Source organism: Mycobacterium sp. Marseille-P9652 (assembly GCF_902652685.1).
Lineage (GTDB): Bacteria > Actinomycetota > Actinomycetes > Mycobacteriales > Mycobacteriaceae > Mycobacterium.
Genome location: NZ_CACRUY010000005.1, coordinates 30309 through 47760, shown reverse-complemented (window position 1 = coordinate 47760; position 17452 = coordinate 30309). Strand labels below are relative to the sequence as shown.

Here is a 17452-nt window from a genome sequence, read left to right as displayed (position 1 = left end):
TCCTCCTGTTGCTTCCAGTGCCTCGAAGTACCGATGGGGTCCGACGCTGTGCTCCCCGCCGCGCCGCCTCCCCGTAAGACGCGATCGACCAACCACGCTAGCGCACGCGCGGAGGGCCCCGCCGGGCCGACCGCCCCGCCGGACGGCGGGCCCGCTTGCCCCGCGCAGCTAGAACACGTTCTAATTCTGGACATGGACTACGGCCTCGTACTTTTCACCAGCGACCGCGGCATCTCGCCGGCGACGGCCGCCAAGCTCGCCGACGACCACGGCTTCACGACGTTCTACGTGCCGGAACACACGCACATCCCGGTGAAGCGGGAGGCCGCCCACCCGACGACGGGTGACGCGTCCCTGCCCGACGACCGCTACATGCGAACGCTGGACCCATGGGTGAGTCTGGGTGCCGCCTGCGCCGTGACGTCGCGGGTGCGGCTGTCGACGGCGGTGGCGCTGCCCGTCGAGCACGACCCGATCACGCTGGCGAAAAGCATCGCCACCCTCGACCATCTGTCAGGCGGGCGGGTCAGCCTGGGTGTGGGGTTCGGCTGGAACACCGATGAACTCGCCGACCACGGGGTGCCGCCCGGCCGCCGCCGCACCATGCTGCGCGAGTACATCGAGGCGATGCGGGCGCTGTGGACGGAGGAGGAGGCGGCGTACGACGGCGAGTTCGTGAAGTTCGGCCCCAGCTGGGCGTGGCCCAAGCCGGTGCAATCGCACATTCCCGTCCTGGTCGGCGCGGCCGGCAACGAGAAGAACTTCAAGTGGATCGCCCGCAGCGCCGACGGCTGGATCACCACGCCGCGCGACTTCGACATCGACGAGCCGGTGAAGCTGCTGCAGGACGTCTGGGCGGACGCCGGTCGTGACGGCGCCCCGCAGATCGTCGCGCTGGACTTCAAGCCCGTCCCCGAGAAGCTGGCGCGCTGGGCCGAGCTCGGGGTCACCGAGGTGCTCTTCGGCCTGCCCGACCGGTCCGAGGACGAGATCGCCGCCTACGTGGAGCGGCTGGCCGGCAAGCTGGCGGCTCTGGTCTGACGACTCCTCGGGGGATCCGCGAAACGTAAACCATTGCGTACCTCCACGGCGTGTCGTGTGGTTTACGTGTCGCGGAACGCGGCCTGCTCAGGCCAGCGTGCAGCGGTTGCCGTAGTCGAACGAGCGCACCCGCACTGCACGCCCGAGCGGATCCCCGTCGATCAGCAGGGCGATCAGGTCGTCGTCCTCGGTGGTCGACAGGAAGCGGCTGCCGTCGTCCAGCCGGCCGATGATAATCCCGGTAGGCCGCCCGTCGTCACGCCGGACGGTGTAGGTCTCGACGACGCCGCGGCCGTCGGCGCTCTCGGTCACCGGTTGCGTCGGCCAGCCGGCGACCTGCGCCTGCAACGCCGGGCTGCGGTCCGGCTCCCACTGCCCCGGAGTCGTGGAGTAGATGCCCACCGAGTACTTGCTCAAGATGCCGCCGTTGGCGCCGACGAGGCCGAACGAGCCCGGCGCGGAGCGCATCTGGGTCACCGTCTCCGCGACGGCGTGCATCGAGTAGTTGTTGCCGGCGCCGCCGAAGAACGGCAGCCCGCCGGTCAGCGTGAGGCCCCGGGGGTCGTCGGGGGCGAGCCCCATGCCGTCGCAGATGTTGAACACCGGCACCGGAAAGCAGCTGTACAGGTCGAAGGTGGCGACGTCGTCGATGCCGATGTTGGCCATGACCAGCGCCTCGCGCACCGCCATCACGGCCGACGGCGCGCGCCCCAGGTCGGGGCGCGCCAGCAGCGCCTGCTCCTCCAGGTCGGCGTGCCCGCGCAGGTACACCCAGTTGTCCTCGGGCACCCCGAGGCGGCGCGCCGACTCCACCGACATCAGCAGGGCGGCGGCGCCCTGGTTGACCTGGTCGCGGGCGACCAGCAGCCGGGGGTACGGCTCGGCGATCATCCGGTTGGTCTCGGTCACGGTGGTCAGCTCGTCGACGGTGCGCTCGACCGGCGCCGCGGCATAAGGATTGCTGGCGGCGATCTTGGTGAAGGGCGCGAACAGTTCGCCCATCGTTTGGAGGTACTCGGCAGGGCTCAGCCCGGTTCCGGCGCGTCGAGCGTTCTCCAGCAGCCCGTACTGGATCGGGGCGCTGGTCAGCCCGTGGATGACCGTGTAGCGCGAGATCAATTTCTCGATTCCCGTCCCGCGGTCTTCGAGGTCGCCGTCCACCGTCTCGGTGAAGTCGGGTTTGTCGTCGGCCTTGGCGAAGTGCCGCAGGGTGGAGGTCGCGTCGGAGCCGAAGACCATGGCCGCCTGCGAGCGCCCCGCCGCGATCTCGCCGGCCAGCTCGCTGATCAGGTGCTGGGGCCCCTGCCCGCCGACGATCTCAAGGATCGCGCGGGCCGGGTCGGCGCCGATGCGCTTGGCCACCGAACGCGGGTAGTTGTTGGACCGACCGAGCACGGCGCTGGCCACCGGTCCGGAGATCTCGAATTGCCGCACGCCGGCGACGGTGTCGACGGCGGCCGCCACGGCACCGACGTCGGCGCCACAGTCCGCGAGCGCTGCCTGGGCCGCGGCGGCGGCCAGTTCCACGGGTGACATCGCCCGGTAGTCGGGGTCGTCGATGCGCTCGGCGGCCTGCCCGACGCCGACGACGACCGGCGTTCGCGGATCAAGATTCATAGTTCAACTATCTACCTGAGGGTGACGGCGCCTCGCCAACCGGGCCACCCGCAAGACGCCAAAGCCCCCGACACGCCGTGCGTGCGGGGGCTTCTGCGTTCGCCCGTGGGCCCCCCTCGGGGGGAGCCCCTCCGTCTACAGGCTCTTCAGAATCTCCCGGGCCAGCGCCGCCGTCTCCGACGGCGTCTTGCCCACCTTCACGCCCGCGGCCTCCAGGGCCTCCTTCTTGGCGGCGGCGGTGCCCGACGAACCGGACACGATCGCGCCCGCGTGGCCCATGGTCTTGCCCTCGGGGGCGGTGAAGCCCGCGACGTAGCCGACGACGGGCTTGGAGACGTGGGCCTTGATGTAGTCGGCCGCCCGCTCCTCGGCGTCGCCGCCGATCTCACCGATCATCACGATGACCTTGGTGTCGGGGTCCTTCTCGAACGCCTCGATGGCGTCGATGTGGGTGGTGCCGATCACCGGGTCGCCGCCGATGCCGATCGAGGTGGAGAAGCCGAAATCGCGCAGCTCGTACATCATCTGGTAGGTCAGCGTGCCCGACTTCGACACCAGGCCGACGGGACCGGGCCCACTGATGTTGGCCGGCGTGATGCCGGCCAGCGCCTCGCCGGGGGTGATGATGCCGGGACAGTTCGGTCCGATGATGCGCGTCTTCTGCCCCCTGTCGACGTTGTAGGCCCACGCATACGCGCTGTCCTGCACCGGGATTCCCTCGGTGATGACCACCAGCAGCGGGATCTCGGCGTCGATGGCCTCGATCATGGCGTCCTTGGCGAACTTCGGCGGCACGAAGCCGACCGACACGTTGGCGCCGGTCTCCTTCATCGCCTCCGCGACGCTGCCGAACACCGGCAGCTCGACGTCCTTGCCTTTCGCGTCGACGTGCGAGACGGTGGTGCCGGCCTTGCGCGCGTTCACCCCGCCCACCACCTGCGTGCCGGCCTTCAGCATGAGCGCGGTGTGCTTGGTGCCCTCGCCGCCGGTGATGCCCTGGACGATGACCTTGGAGTCCTTGTTCAGGAAGATCGACATGTGTTGGCTCCCTTACTTGTTCGCCAGCTCGGCGGCTTTGTCGGCACCTTCGTCCATGGTGTCGGCCTGGATGACGAGCGGGTGGTTGGCCTTGGCCAGGATGCGGCGGCCCTCGTCGACGTTGTTGCCGTCAAGCCGGACCACGAGCGGCTTGTTGGCCTCGTCGCCGAGCATGTTCAGCGCGGTCACGATCCCGTTGGCGACGGCATCGCATGACGTGATGCCCCCGAAGACGTTCACGAACACGCTCTTGACCTGCTTGTCGTTGAGGATCACGTCCAGGCCCGCGGCCATCACCTCGGCCGAGGCGCCGCCGCCGATGTCGAGGAAGTTGGCCGGCTTGACCCCGCCGTGCTTCTCGCCGGCGTAGGCGACGACGTCGAGGGTGGACATCACCAGGCCCGCACCGTTGCCGATGATGCCGACGGCGCCGTCGAGCTTGACGTAGTTGAGGTCGTGCTCCTTGGCCTTCAGCTCGAGCGGGTCGGTGGACGCGCGGTCCTCGAACTCGGCGTGCTCGGGGTGGCGGAAGTCGGCGTTGGCGTCCAGGGTGACCTTGCCGTCGAGCGCCAGGATCTGGTCGTCGGGCGTGCGGACCAGGGGGTTCACCTCGACCAGGGTGGCGTCCTCGGCAACGAAGAGCTCCCACAGCTTGTTGATGGTCACCGCGGCCGCGTCGAGCACCTCGGCGGGCAGGTGACCCTGCTCGGCGATCGACCGCGCGGTTGCCAGGTCGACGCCCTTGACGGCGTCGACGGGGACCTTGGCGAGCCGGTCGGGCTTGGTCGCGGCGACCTCTTCGATCTCCATGCCGCCCTCGACGGAGCACATGGCGAGGTACGTGCGGTTGGCGCGGTCGAGCAGGAAGGAGATGTAGTACTCCTCGGCGATGTCGCTGGCCTCCGCGACCAGGAGCTTGTGGACGACGTGGCCCTTGATGTCCAGCCCGAGGATGTTCGTGGCGTGCTCGTAGGCCTCGTCGGGCGTCGCGGCGTATTTGACGCCCCCGGCCTTGCCGCGGCCACCGATCTTCACCTGCGCTTTGACCATCACCGGTCGGCCGATCTCGGTGGCGATCTCGCGTGCGCCCTCGGCGGTGTCCGTCACCCGTCCGGGCGTAGTCGGTACGTTGTGTTTGGCGAACAATTCTTTAGCTTGATACTCGAAAAGGTCCATGGGCTCACTGTCTTCGCTCGGCTTGCTGCTAGGCCAGTACGTAGGCGGTGCCGTAACGGCAACTCGCACGGAGGAACTGTATCCACCCCTCGAACGGCTGCTACCGTCGCGTCCACCGTTGTGGCACAGGTCACGGCATACCCGCTGGCATGGAAGGTGATCCAGTTCACAATTCCGGTCGGAATCGTCGGCCGAGGTTGCCAGCGCCGTCGGTTAACCGTTACGGTCCCTAGGGTCCAGATAACGTTATGGTCACGATACGAGGACATTTCAGCTTGTCCCTGAACCGTTTTGCCACTCCTGCTGTGGCTTCTGGCGTCGTGCGGGTCGGTCGCTCCGCGGGCGGCCGGTGGACCGAAGCCCACCGCAACGAGGTCACGGAGATCCTGCCGCTCGACGGTTTCGACTTCGACGACCTCGACTTCAACGACGCTCGCGATCTCGACGACCTCGACTTCAGCAACGACTCCACGTTCGACAACGCGGCGCAAGTGTTGCGGGCCCCCGAGCTGGACGACCTCAGCGACGCCGACGACCCGGCCCCCCTCCGCCTGGCCGCGCCCGACGAGGCGGTCACCCGTGTCGTGGCCGTCGACGCGCGCTTCGAGCGCGACTCGGCCCGGGACCGCTTCCTGGACGCGTTCCGCGACACCGACGTCATTCCCGTGATCCGGCGCGGCGGCCAACACCGCAAGCAGCCGACCAGCGCCGCCAAGGGGCGGCTGATGATCGCGTCCATGGCCGCCGGCGCCGCCGCCGCGGCGGCCCACGCGGCGACCGGCCACGCCGACACCCACACGACCGAGCCAGTCCTCGCCGCCAGCGCGTCGACGCTCGGCGGCGGTTCGGAGGCCAGCACCGTTCGCGGCGCCCAGGTGATCGCCGTGCAACCCGCGGCCAGCGTCGCGGTGCACAACCAGGAGCTGGCCAAGGGGGTGGCGTTCGCCAACGACCGCGCCGAGCGTGAGGCGCGGCTGCAGCAACCGCTCTACGTCATGCCGACGAAGGGCATCTTCACCTCGAACTTCGGCTACCGCTGGGGCGTGCTGCACGCCGGCATCGACCTGGCCAACTCGATCGGGACGCCGATCTACGCCGTGTCCGACGGCGTCGTCATCGACGCCGGACCCGCGTCGGGGTACGGGATGCTGGTCAAGCTGCGCCACGCCGACGGCACGGTCACGCTCTACGGCCACGTCAACACCACGCTGGTGAGCGTCGGGCAGCGCGTGATGGCCGGCGACCAGATCGCCACCATGGGCAACCGGGGTAACTCCACCGGCCCCCACCTGCACTTCGAGGTGCTCCAAGGCGGCACCGAGCGGATCGACCCCGTGCCGTGGCTCGCAAAGCGTGGACTTAACGTAGGCAACTACGCTGGTTAGGGTGACCGCGCCCAACCCACAACCCCCCGCATCACAACCGCACGCCGAGTCGCCCTCGGAATCGCGGACGCGGATCATCAGGCGCGCGCCCACCGGTCCCATCCCGACCGCCCCCGAATCGCCCACCACCCTGATCCCCCCGCAGCCGGCGGGCTATCCCGTCCGCGGCACGCCCGCCGTGGAGCCGAGCGGCCGGACCGCCGTCGCCGCCTGCGCCGTCAGCATCGTCAGCGGCTGGGCGACGTCGGTGGTGGCCACCGACCTGATCGCCGGGTGGTGGCGGACCGACCGACTGTTCTGCATCGCCGTCGCGTTCCTGGCCCTCGTGTTCGCGGCCACCACGATCTCCGGGGTGATCCTGCTGCTGCAGCGCCGGCCCGTCGGCCGCTGGCTCCTTTTGGTCGGCGCGGTCGTCGGTTTCCTGACCTACCTCGGAATTTTCATCGCCGGCGCCCGTGTCGCGTGGATCGTGGAGCTACTGCCTGTGCTGCCGCTCGCCACGGCGGTCCTGGTACTAATTCCTCCGACCAAACGCTGGGTGCAGGCCTGAATTGCGCCGAATGTGTTCTCAGGGCGGGAAATCAGCGAAATAGCCGCCCTGACTTCACGTTCGGCGGGCCTACAGCTTGCTGAGCGGCGCGTGGTTGTGCATCAGCTTGACCCGGCCCGAGCTGCCGAAGTCGATGAGCGACATGGCCGATTCGCCGACGCCGGACACCTCCTCGACCCGGCCCAGCCCGTACTTGTCGTGCGTCACCCTGTCGCCGGGTTCCAGCACCAGTAGCGGCCGCTTGCTCGCCCCCGACCTAGTCGGCGCCGCCCGCGGCGTCCCGAACCGGCCGGCGCCGCTCACCGGCGCGCTGAACGACGGGGCCGGCGCGGTTCGCCGCCACTCGATGAGCTCCTGCGGAATCTCCCGGAGGAAACGCGACTCGGGGTTGAGCATCGGCTGTCCCCAGGACGACCGGACGATGGCCCTGCTCAGGTAGAGGCGCTGACGCGCCCGCGTGATGCCCACGTAGGCCAGGCGCCGCTCCTCGCACAGTTCGGTCGGATCGTCCAGCGACCGCATGTGGGGGAACATCCCGTCCTCCCAGCCGGTCACGAACACCACCGGAAACTCGAGGCCCTTCGCGGTGTGCAGCGTCATCAGTGTGACCACGCCCGCCCCGTGCTCGGGGATCTCGTCGGTGTCGGCGACCAGTGACACCCGCTCGAGAAACTCGGCCAGCACGCCGGTGTCCGGCACGTCCTCGTCCTTGGGCGTCGATTCGTCCAGCGCGGCCGCGTTGGCCCGGTCGATGCTGAATTCGTGTGCGACGCTGACCAGCTCGTTGAGGTTGTCCAGCCGGGCCAGCTCCTGCGGGTCGGTCGAGGACTCCAGCTCCCTGCGGTACCCGGTTCGCTCGAGGACCGACTCGACGAGGTCACCGAGGTCGTCGTCGAGGCGGCCCCTCAGGTCGTCGAGCAGCTCCACGAAGCCCGCGATCGCCTTCTCGGCGCGCGTGTTCAGCATCGGCACCTTGCCCTCGGCCGCGGCCACCAGCGCGTCGGCGAAGCTCGAGCCGGTGTTCTCGGCGTACACCGCCACACACGCCTCGGCGCGGTCGCCGATGCCCCGGCGCGGGGTGTTGAGGATGCGCCGCATGCTGACCGCGTCGCCCGGGTTGTCGAGCACCCGCAGGTAGGCGACGATGTCGCGGATCTCCTTGCGCTCGTAGAACCGCACTCCCCCAACGACTTTGTAGGGGATCCCGGCGCGGATGAACACCTCTTCGAGCGACCGCGACGAGTTGTTGGTGCGGTAGAAGACGGCGACGTCGTTGTAGGTGATCTCGCCGCGGTCGGCCAGCGCGTCGATCTCCTCGGCCACGAACCGGGCCTCGTCGTGCTCGTTGTCGGCGACGTAGCCGACGATCAGCTCCCCGGCGCCCGCGTCGGTCCACAGCCGCTTCTCGCGCCGCCCCGCGTTGCGGGCGATCACCGAGTTAGCCGCCGAGAGGATGTTCTGCGTCGAACGGTAATTCTGTTCCAGCAGAATGGTTGTCGCGTCCGGGTAGTCGCGTTCGAAGTCCTCGATGTTGCGGATAGTGGCGCCGCGGAACGCGTAGATCGACTGATCGGCGTCACCGACCACACACAGTTCTGCCGGCGGCACGTCGTCGGGCGAGTGCTCACCCACCGCTGAACCGCCGTGCTCGTTCGGCGGTCCCAGCTTCGCCTCGCCTCCGGCGAGCCTCGCTGAACCTCCGTGCCCCACCAGCTCCCGCACCAACACGTACTGCGCGTGGTTGGTGTCCTGATACTCGTCGACCAGTACGTGCCGGAACCGGCGCCGGTAGTACTGGGCGATCTGCGGGAAGGTCTGCAGGATCCCCACGGTCTCGCCGATGAGGTCATCAAAGTCCAGCGCGTTGGCCGCCCGCAGCCGCCGCTGGTATTCGGCGTACACCGACGCGACCGTGCGGGCCAGGTCGTCGGAGGCGTCCGACAGGTCCGACACGTACTGGGCCGGGTCGATCAGCTCGTTCTTCAGATTGGAGATCGCGTTGGCCAGCAGGCGCGGCGAGTATCGCTTGATGTCGAGCCCCATGTCGCGGCCGATCATCTGCAGCAGGCGCCGCGAATCGTCGGCGTCATAGATGGAGAAGTTGGAGTTGAGGCCGTCGATCAGGGTGGCGTGATTGCGCAGGATCCGCACGCCCGTCGAATGGAACGTCGACACCCACATCGCGCGGGCCCGGTTGCCGACCAGCCGCACCACCCGCTCGCGCATCTCCGCGGCGGCCTTGTTGGTGAAGGTGATCGCCAAAATCTGCCCGACGCCGACGCCGCGCGCTGCGATCAGATAGGCGATGCGCCGGGTCAGCACCGCCGTCTTGCCCGAGCCGGCGCCGGCCACGATCAGCAGGGGCGATCCCTCGTGCACCACGGCCTGGCGCTGTTCGGGGTTGAGGCCCTCCAGCAGCTGGTCGGCGTCGGAGGCGGCCCGGGTATCGGTTGCGTGCACACTCATGTCTGTCCAAACTTACCGCCGCCCGCCGACACGCGTGGGCAGACGGCACCGCGCGGCGCGAGCTCAAGTGGCATGCCGCGAGACTGCCGGAATTTTGCACGGGCGCGGCTGTTGATGGCACACTCAAGGCGTGCTCAACAAGCAGCGCCGATTTTTTTATGGGTACCGGCCAGCGGTGCCCGTGGTGTAGCTGCTTTCGCTCAAGCCCCGTGGTCCGCTTCCGGATTCGGGGCTCGTCTTTTTGTGAGGCCCGTGCCGGATGAGACCAGAACCCCCACCTCACGAGAACACGGAGTCAGCAGAGATGGACATCGAGATGGTCGACACCCAACAGGACGGCGATATCGACGAGTTGCGCCGGGAAATCGACCGATTGGACGCCGAGATCCTCGCCGCGGTCAAGCGGCGGGCCGAGGTATCCCGGGCGATCGGCAGGGTCCGGATGGCGTCCGGCGGCACCCGGTTGGTGCACAGCCGCGAGATGAAGGTGATCGAACGGTACAGCGAGCTCGGCCCGGAGGGTAAGGACCTGGCGATGCTGCTGCTGCGGCTCGGCAGAGGCCGCCTCGGCCACTGAGTGCGCCCGGCGTCAGCCCTGGCTCGGCCGCATCGCGGTGCATAGCTCGATGGTGACGGCCCGCAGCGCCCGGCTATGCCGCGCTCGCGACCGTCACTAGGCCGACGGTGACGGCCCGCAGCGCCCGGCTATGCCGCGCTCGCGACCGTCACTAGGCCGACGGTGACGGCCCGCAGCGCCCGGCTATGCCGCGCTCGCGACCGTCACTAGGGTCGGGGATATGACCTCCGTGCACACCATCCCCGACATCACCGCCACCCCGGCCTGGGACGCCCTGCGCAGGCACCACGAGCAGATCGGCGAAACGCACCTACGCCAGTTCTTCGAAGAAGACCCCGACCGCGGCCGCGATCTCACCCTCACGGTCGGCGACCTGTACATCGACTACAGCAAACACCGCATCACCCGAGAGACGCTGGGGCTACTCGTCGATCTGGCTCGCGCGGCTAACCTCGAGGAGCGCCGCGACCAGATGTTCTCGGGCGCGCACATCAACACCTCGGAGGACCGCGCGGTGCTGCACACGGCGCTGCGGTTGCCCCGCGACGCCGAGCTGATCGTCGACGGCCGCAACGTGGTCGAGGACGTCCACGAGGTGCTGGACAGGATGGGCGACTTCACCGACAGGCTGCGCAGCGGCGAATGGACCGGGGCCACCGGCGAGCGCATCCGCACGGTCGTCAACATCGGCATCGGGGGGTCGGACCTCGGCCCCGTCATGGTCTACCAGGCGCTGCGCCACTACGTCGACGCCGGAATCTCGGCGCGCTTCGTCTCCAACGTCGACCCGGCCGACCTGGTCGCCACGCTCGCCGACTTGGACCCCGCCACAACGCTTTTCATCGTCGCCTCCAAGACCTTCTCTACGCTCGAGACCCTGACCAACGCGACAGCCGCCCGGCGCTGGCTGACCGACGCGCTGGGCGATGCGGCCGTGTCCAAGCACTTCGTCGCCGTCTCGACCAACAAGCGGCTGGTCGACAACTTCGGGATCGACACCGACAACATGTTCGGGTTCTGGGACTGGGTCGGCGGCCGCTACTCGGTGGATTCGGCGATCGGCCTCTCGGTGATGGCGGCCATCGGCAAGGAGGCCTTCGCCGACTTCCTTTCCGGATTCCACGTCATCGACCGGCATTTCAGGACGGCTCCGCTGGAGTCCAACGCGCCGGCGCTGCTCGGCCTGATCGGACTGTGGTACTCGAATTTCTTCGACGCACAGTCGCGGGCCGTGCTCCCCTACTCCGACGACCTCGCGCGTTTCCCGGCCTATCTGCAACAGCTCACCATGGAGTCCAACGGCAAGTCGACGCGCGCCGACGGCACGCCGGTCACCACCGACACCGGTGAAATCTTCTGGGGCGAGCCGGGAACCAACGGCCAGCACGCCTTCTACCAGTTGTTGCACCAGGGCACGCGGCTCGTGCCCGCCGATTTCATCGGGTTCAGTCAGCCCCTCGACGACCTGCCCACCGCCGACGGCGACGGCAGCATGCACGACCTGTTGATGAGCAACTTCTTCGCCCAGACGCAGGTGCTGGCGTTCGGCAAGACGGCCGACGAGATCGCCGCCGAGGACACTCCCCCAAATATCGTGCCGCACAAGGTGATGCCGGGAAATCGGCCGTCCACGTCGATCCTGGCCAACCGGCTCACCCCGTCAGTGCTGGGCCAGCTGATCGCGCTGTACGAGCACCAGGTGTTCACCGAGGGCGCGGTCTGGGGCATCGACTCGTTCGACCAGTGGGGCGTCGAGCTGGGCAAGACGCAGGCGAAGGCGCTGCTGCCGGTCATCACCTCCGATGGCTCGCCCGAGCCGCAGTCGGACAGCTCCACCGACGCGCTGTTGCGCCGCTACCGCACCCAGCGTGGCCGCGCGAGCTGATATTTCGCGTCCGCTACGAGGGTCGGCCGACGAGCTCCGAGCCCAACCGCCGGACGAAGGTGCGTAGGCGTTCGGCCGACGCGTTCTCCGGATCGCTGAGGCGCAGCTGCAGCAACTCGCGACCGGCGGCGTGCAGGATGCGGGCGGTGTATTCCGGCTCGTGCAGCGCGGGGTTGTGGCGCAGCAATTCCCGGACGAAGAAGTCCAGCACGACGGCCTGGGACTGAGCCAGCCTGGCGTACAGCTGCGGCGGGGCGCCCTGCGGCGGGAACAGGAACAGCCGCCAGGTCGCCGGGTGCGCGTCGACGGCGGCCAGCACGCCGTCGAAGGCGACCACCAGTGAATCGTCGACAGCGTCCACTCCGGAGATTGCCTCGGCGAACTGCGCGCCGGCCCGGGCGGCCTCGCGGTCGATCAGCTCGACGAAAAGGCCCGCCAGGTCACCGAACTTCTGATAGATCAGCGACCGGTCGACGCCGGCGGCCTCGGCAATGCGGTTCGGCGTTGCCGCGTGAAACCCCTCGGCGTCGACGATCGCGTGCGTGACATCGAGTATCTGCTCGCGCCGCGCCGCGGCGGTCATCCGCCGCCTCGGGCTGTCGGTCGCCGCCTGCGTCACGCTTGACAGCATAACTAACAGCTTGTGAGTATTACTCACATGGTGTTAGTTGGCCGGAGGCAGCGATGGTGACGTACTTCCCCGAACTCGCCGAGCGCGTTCGCAGCCAGCGTGACCTACAGCCCGACCTGTACGGGGACTTCGACTTCGACCTGCAGCCGGATCGCCTGGCCACCGAAGCCGACGCCGAGTCCGCCCTGCCCGCCTGGGTCGCAGACCGCGCGCCGATCCTTGCGGACGACCGCGTGACCGAGCTGATCCGCACGGCCACCATGCTCGGCGACGTCGTCGCCGATCCCTATGCGGCCCTGATGAACACGCACAGCGTCGCCCACCTGATCGACATGCTCAAGACGGCCTGCCGGAAGGGAATCGACGCGGTCCCCGACGCGCCTGCCGAGCTGGCGTCGTTCATCGCCGCCATGGAGGCGACGCCGGAATGGATCGATTTCGACCTGGTGCGTGAAGGGGCCCGGCAGGAGCGCATTCCCGCGGCGCTGCTGGCCCCGTTCATCACCCGAGGCGCGTTCATCGCCACCTTCACCAACACCTATGCCGCGCTGCCCATGGCCCTGACGGGCGCCCTGTCCGGCAAGCGGGCCGCCCGGCGGGTCAACGAGACGGCGAGCTTCTTCGCCGTCACCACCCTGCCGGGCGCGCTCGACCGCTACGGGCCCGGATTCGAGGCGGCCGCCATGGTCCGGCTCATGCACTCGATGGTCCGCTACAACGCGCTGAAGAAGTCCGACAAGTGGGATGTCGCGATCTACGGCATGCCAGTGCCGCAGGTCGACCAGATGCCCGCCGGCATGATCGGCCAGTACCTGCTGGCGCGCAAGGCGCGCCAGCAGGGCCGCAGCGAGTTCACCGCCGAGGAGCGTGCCGTCGTCGAATTCGCCCGGTACCGTTGCTTTCTGCTCGGCCTGCCGGAGGAACTGCTGCCCGCCGAACCCGCCGACATCATGCACGTCATGCATGCCCGCTCGGCGCTGCTGCGCGACGGGTTCGACGCGATCTGCGAAGAGCTCGTCCGCGGAACCATGGCGGCCTACCTGCGCCCCGGCACCAGCCTGTTCGACCGCTGCGCCGAAGCGGTCGAGAGGAGTTTCAGCAAGCTCACGTTCGTCCGCACCTTCTGCAACGGCGACAGCGACATCGCGCAGGCCATGGGCGTCTCGCTCGACCCGACGGACCTCCTGCGCATCGCCCTCACGGCGCCTTTCATCATCGGCCGGTTCACCGCGGTAAACCACGCCAGCCGCATCCCCGTGCTACGCGACATCACCGACGCGTATGTCATCGGGCTGCTCAAGCTCCGGCTGGCTACCTACGGAAAGCCCGAATTCACCACCGACGCAGCGCATTACACCCCGGCGCACCACTAATCCTGCGGCGCGAGCGTGCGCGGTTGTACGCCCCGGCGCGGCGTGTCGCGTGCAAACGCGCACGCTCGCGGCGTAGACGTCAGGCGAACCATTTGGTGAGCGGGGGCGGCAGCACCCGCATCACCTGCACGAGCGGTGCCCACGGCCACCACGGCACCGCGGCGCGGCCCGCCTCGCGCTCGATGGCGGCGACGAGCGCCTTGACGCCAGTTTCGTTGTCCACCATCAACATCGTGCTGTTCGACTTCGCCGTCATCTCGGATTCGATGTAGCCCGGCTCGAGCACCGAGACGGCGATGGGGCCGCTGCGGTACTCGGCGCGCAGCGACTCGCCCAGCGAGCTGACGCCGGCCTTGCTCGCGGCGTAGGCGGCCTTCACACCCGGCACCCCTTTGTTGCCGAGCACCGAGGAGATCAGCACGAGGTGGCCGGACCCGCTGCGGTGGAACATCTCCAGCGCCGTCTCGATCTGGACCAGCGCGGCCACCAGGTTGGTCTCGATGGTCGCCTTGTTGGCCCACAACTTGCCTGAGCCCAGCTTCGCGCCCTTGCCGATGCCGGCGTTGACGATGACGCGATCGATGCCGCCCAGCTCGTCGCTCAACTCCCCGAACACCTTCGGCACCTGCTCGTGGTCGTTGACGTCGAGCGCCGCGACCGCGACCTTGATGCCGGGATGCTGTTGCTTCAGTTCGGCTTTCAGCTCGTCGAGCCGGTCGGTGCGACGGGCGCACAGCGCAAGGTCGCGTCCCTTGGCCGCGAACGCGCGCGCCATCCCGGCGCCCAGGCCGGAGCTGGCGCCGGTGATGAGGATCTTCTGGCGGGTCACCCGGGCAGCATAACGAGTTCGGGCCGAGCGTCGAGTTGTTGGGCTCTGCACCGGGGTTTTGGCACCACAACTCGACGTTCGCGCGGCCAAATGAGCGATCACTTGAGCAGGCGCGACATCCGCCGGTCGGCGAGCACCTTGCCACCGGTCTGGCACGTCGGGCAGTACTGAAAAGACTTGTCCGCGAACGCAACTTCGCGCACCGTGTCCCCGCACACGGGGCACGGCAGCCCGGTTCGCGCGTGCACGCGGAGCCCGGAGCGCTTCTCGCCCTTGAGGGTGGCGGCGCCCTGGCCCACGGACCGGCTGACGGCGTCACGCAACACCGACACCATCGCGTCGTGCAGGGTGGTGAGCTGTTCGGCGGTGAGTTTTCCGGCCGTCGCGAACGGCGAGATCTTGGCGACGTGCAGGATCTCGTCGCTGTAGGCGTTGCCGATGCCGGCGATCACCTTCTGGTCGGTGATGACGGTCTTGATCCGGCCGGTGTTGCCCGCAAGCACCGCCGCCAGGTCGTCGATGCCGAGGTCGAGGGCGTCGGGACCAAGCGCGGCGATCTGCGGCACCTGCTGGGGGTCGGCGACCAGCCACACGGCCAGTCGTTTCTGGGTCCCCGCCTCGGTCAGGTCGAATCCCGGCGCGTCACCGGGGGTTCCGAGGTGGACACGCAGGGCGATCGGCCCCTTGCCGGGCCGCAGCGGCGCCGCCGCCAGCTTGTCCGACCAGCGCAGCCAGCCCGCGCGCGACAGGTGGGTGATCAGCCACCACTGGCCGGCCTGCAGCCCGAGGTACTTGCCCCACCGCTGCGCCGCGACGACGGCGTTTCCCTGCAGGGCGGTCACGGGTGGGTCGAAGGTCTTGAGCACGGAGAAGGCGGCGACGTCGACGCGGCCGACCGTCAGTCCGACGGCGTGCCGCCGTAGGTGGTCGACCAGCGCTTCGATCTCGGGGAGTTCGGGCACGCTTTCAGTCTGCCGCCCGCAGCAAATAGGTGTCCATGATCCACCCGTGCCGAGCCCGGGCCTCGGCCCGCGCCGCCTCGATCCGCGCACCCACCTCGCCGACGGTGCCGCTGAACAACAGCTCGTCGGGGGTGCCGAGGTAGGCGCCCCACCAGATCCGCGTCTCGGGCGGGCACGTCCGGAACGAGCAGTCGCGGTCGAGCATCACGACGGCCGACCCGGACAGGCCGTGCTCGCGCAGTCGCCGGCCCGTGGTGACGAGCACCGGTTCCCCGACGTCGTTGAGCGGGATCCGGTGGCGCGCGGTGAGCGCCTGCACCGCGGTGATTCCCGGGATGACGTCCACGGTGAATTCCACTTCGGCCGCGACCCTGTCCAGGATGCGCAGGGTGCTGTCGTACAGGGACGGGTCGCCCCAGGCGAGGAACGCGCCGACGCCGTCGGGCCCGAGTTCGGTAGCGATGGCGGCGGCCCACAGCAGCGCGCGTTCGGCGTGCCAGTCCGAAACCGCCTCGCGGTAGTCGGCGTCCGTCGACCGCTTGGGGTCGCGCAGCTCGACGAAGCGATAGCCGGGCTCGCGGATGAACCGCGCGCAGACTTCCCGCCGCAGGGCGAGCAGGTCACCCTTCTCCTCGCCTTTGTCCATCGCGAAGAAGACCTGCGTGTCGTTGAGCGCCCGAATCGCCTGCACAGTGACGTAATCGGGGTCGCCGGCGCCGATGCCGATGACGTGAATGCGCCGACCCACCCCGACAGTCAACCGAATCGAAACCAAAAGGGCCTAGTCGGGACCCAAAGTACCCAGTACCATGGGTACCGTTTGCAGGACCCAATGAAGGGACGCCAGCAATGACCACTGCGGTGAGGGCCGGTGGGCCGAGTCGTGAGGAATTCTCCGATCGCCTGCTCAAGGGATCGGTCAAGAAGTCCTACGAACCGGTCGTCGACATCGACTGGGACGCCCCGCTGGACCCGGACAAGTTCTTCCTGCCGCCGCGGCTGGTGTCCCTCTACGGCACCCCGATGTGGGACGAGATGACGCGCGAGCAGCAGATCGAGCTGTCCCGCCAGGAGCTGGTCAACACCCTGTCGGCCGGCATCTGGTTCGAGAACATGCTCAACCAGTCGCTGCTGCGGACGATCCTGCACGAGGACCCGACCAGCCGCTCGACCCATTACAAGCTGACCGAACTGGGCGACGAGACCCGGCACATGGTCATGTTCGGCAAGGCGATCGAGCGCATCGGCGCCAAACCCGTCCGCCCGAAGCGGTTCCACCGCATGGTCATCAACACCTTGCCCCTGGCCTTCCAGCGCGGCTCGATGCTGTGGGTGGCCGCGCTGATCGGCGAGGAGATCTTCGACTCCCTGCAGCGGCAGATGATGGACGACCCCGAACTGCAGCCAATCATCCAACGGCTCATGCGCATTCACGTCACCGAGGAGGCGCGCCACATCCAGTTCGCGCGCGACGGCGCACGCAAGCGGGTCGCCGAGATGCCGCGGCTGAACCGGTGGTTCATGGCCAACATCAACGGTCTGGGCGGCTACTTCTTCAACTACCTGTTCAGCAACCCGATCCCCTACGCGCGGGCGGGCCTGGATGCGAAGCGGGCACGGGCGATGGCGCGCAGCAGCCCGCACCGGCGCGAGATGCAAGTCGCCGGCTTCGCCCCGCTGGCCGCGTTTTTGACCGAGGTCGGTCTCCTGGGCCCGATCGCACGCGGCGGCTGGAAGCGCAGCAGGTTTCTGTGACGCCGACGCCCGGCCCCGCCGATCACGTCCATGAGCTGGTGATCGTCGGCGCGGACGCCGCCGCCGATAGCGCACGAGCGGCGTTGACCCGCGTCGTCGAACCCTTGCTCGTCGAAGACGAGCCGGTCGGCTCGATCTTCGACGACGAGACCGACACCTGGCGGGTG

The 17452-nt window shown here is 68.6% G+C and carries 15 protein-coding genes and 1 pseudogene; 7 read left to right on the top strand and 9 right to left on the bottom strand.

All coding sequences use genetic code 11. The features are described from left to right. The first annotated feature begins 192 nt into the window (after positions 1 to 192). Positions 193 to 1041, top strand: coding sequence for an LLM class F420-dependent oxidoreductase (locus GPY60_RS04830; protein ID WP_156686500.1), 849 nt, complete (start codon positions 193 to 195; stop codon positions 1039 to 1041). Between the two features lie 87 nt (positions 1042 to 1128). Here GPY60_RS04830 and GPY60_RS04825 read toward each other — a convergent pair whose 3' ends face one another. The 3 genes from GPY60_RS04825 to sucC form a co-directional block, all read right to left on the bottom strand. Then, positions 1129 to 2658: an acetyl-CoA acetyltransferase gene (locus GPY60_RS04825; RefSeq protein ID WP_156686499.1), complete on the bottom strand. Its 1530-nt coding sequence runs from the start codon at positions 2656 to 2658 to the stop codon at positions 1129 to 1131. Positions 2659 to 2793: 135 nt separating this feature from the next. Further along, the gene (gene sucD / locus GPY60_RS04820; protein WP_156686498.1) at positions 2794 to 3696 is read right to left on the bottom strand and encodes a succinate--CoA ligase subunit alpha; all 903 of its coding nucleotides are present in this window, start codon (positions 3694 to 3696) and stop codon (positions 2794 to 2796) included. Between the two features lie 12 nt (positions 3697 to 3708). Further along, positions 3709 to 4872, bottom strand: a complete 1164-nt coding sequence (gene sucC / locus GPY60_RS04815; RefSeq protein ID WP_156686497.1) for an ADP-forming succinate--CoA ligase subunit beta — start codon at positions 4870 to 4872, stop codon at positions 3709 to 3711. 275 nt (positions 4873 to 5147) lie between these two features. Between sucC and GPY60_RS04810 the strand changes: the two genes are divergently transcribed. Together GPY60_RS04810 and GPY60_RS04805 are read left to right on the top strand one after the other, a co-directional pair. Next, the gene (locus tag GPY60_RS04810; RefSeq protein WP_370462647.1) at positions 5148 to 6257 is read left to right on the top strand and encodes a M23 family metallopeptidase; all 1110 of its coding nucleotides are present in this window, start codon (positions 5148 to 5150) and stop codon (positions 6255 to 6257) included. A 1-nt stretch (position 6258) separates the two neighbouring features. Next, positions 6259 to 6807, top strand: a complete 549-nt coding sequence (locus GPY60_RS04805) for a hypothetical protein (protein WP_231639338.1) — start codon at positions 6259 to 6261, stop codon at positions 6805 to 6807. Positions 6808 to 6876: 69 nt separating this feature from the next. Here the strand turns inward: GPY60_RS04805 and pcrA are convergent, their stop codons facing one another. After that, positions 6877 to 9273 carry a DNA helicase PcrA gene (gene pcrA, locus GPY60_RS04800; protein WP_156686495.1) on the bottom strand — a complete coding sequence of 799 codons (2397 nt, stop codon included), beginning with the start codon at positions 9271 to 9273 and terminating at the stop codon, positions 6877 to 6879. Positions 9274 to 9532: 259 nt separating this feature from the next. Between pcrA and GPY60_RS04795 the strand changes: the two genes are divergently transcribed. Together GPY60_RS04795 and pgi are read left to right on the top strand one after the other, a co-directional pair. Further along, entirely contained in the window at positions 9533 to 9850 is a 318-nt protein-coding gene (locus GPY60_RS04795; RefSeq protein WP_156686494.1) for a chorismate mutase, read from the top strand. A 220-nt stretch (positions 9851 to 10070) separates the two neighbouring features. After that, on the top strand, positions 10071 to 11735 hold the full coding sequence (pgi, locus tag GPY60_RS04790; protein WP_156686493.1) for a glucose-6-phosphate isomerase: 1665 nt from the start codon (positions 10071 to 10073) through the stop codon (positions 11733 to 11735). A 13-nt stretch (positions 11736 to 11748) separates the two neighbouring features. Here the strand turns inward: pgi and GPY60_RS04785 are convergent, their stop codons facing one another. Then, the gene (locus tag GPY60_RS04785) at positions 11749 to 12318 is read right to left on the bottom strand and encodes a TetR/AcrR family transcriptional regulator (protein ID WP_156686578.1); all 570 of its coding nucleotides are present in this window, start codon (positions 12316 to 12318) and stop codon (positions 11749 to 11751) included. A 101-nt stretch (positions 12319 to 12419) separates the two neighbouring features. On the opposite strand from GPY60_RS04785, the gene GPY60_RS04780 reads away from it, so the two are divergent. Further along, on the top strand, positions 12420 to 13739 hold the full coding sequence (locus GPY60_RS04780; RefSeq protein ID WP_156686492.1) for an oxygenase MpaB family protein: 1320 nt from the start codon (positions 12420 to 12422) through the stop codon (positions 13737 to 13739). Between the two features lie 79 nt (positions 13740 to 13818). On the opposite strand, the gene GPY60_RS04775 is transcribed toward GPY60_RS04780, so the two are convergent. The 4 genes and pseudogenes from GPY60_RS04775 to cobF all read right to left on the bottom strand — a co-directional run bounded on the left by GPY60_RS04775 (position 13819) and on the right by cobF (position 16278). Then, positions 13819 to 14568, bottom strand: coding sequence for an SDR family oxidoreductase (locus GPY60_RS04775; RefSeq protein WP_156686491.1), 750 nt, complete (start codon positions 14566 to 14568; stop codon positions 13819 to 13821). Positions 14569 to 14666: 98 nt separating this feature from the next. Beyond that, complete coding sequence (locus GPY60_RS26935; RefSeq protein ID WP_231639344.1) at positions 14667 to 15134, bottom strand: zinc finger domain-containing protein; 468 nt, start codon at positions 15132 to 15134, stop codon at positions 14667 to 14669. Positions 15135 to 15287: 153 nt separating this feature from the next. Next, positions 15288 to 15530 (bottom strand): annotated as a pseudogene (locus GPY60_RS26930) (DNA-formamidopyrimidine glycosylase family protein); the annotation flags it as partial. A 4-nt stretch (positions 15531 to 15534) separates the two neighbouring features. Next, entirely contained in the window at positions 15535 to 16278 is a 744-nt protein-coding gene (gene cobF / locus GPY60_RS04765) for a precorrin-6A synthase (deacetylating) (protein ID WP_156686489.1), read from the bottom strand. A 101-nt stretch (positions 16279 to 16379) separates the two neighbouring features. On the opposite strand from cobF, the gene GPY60_RS04760 reads away from it, so the two are divergent. Then, a complete protein-coding gene (locus GPY60_RS04760) occupies positions 16380 to 17285 on the top strand; it encodes an AurF N-oxygenase family protein (RefSeq protein ID WP_156686488.1) in 906 nt (301 codons plus the stop codon). Positions 17286 to 17452 lie beyond the last annotated feature (167 nt).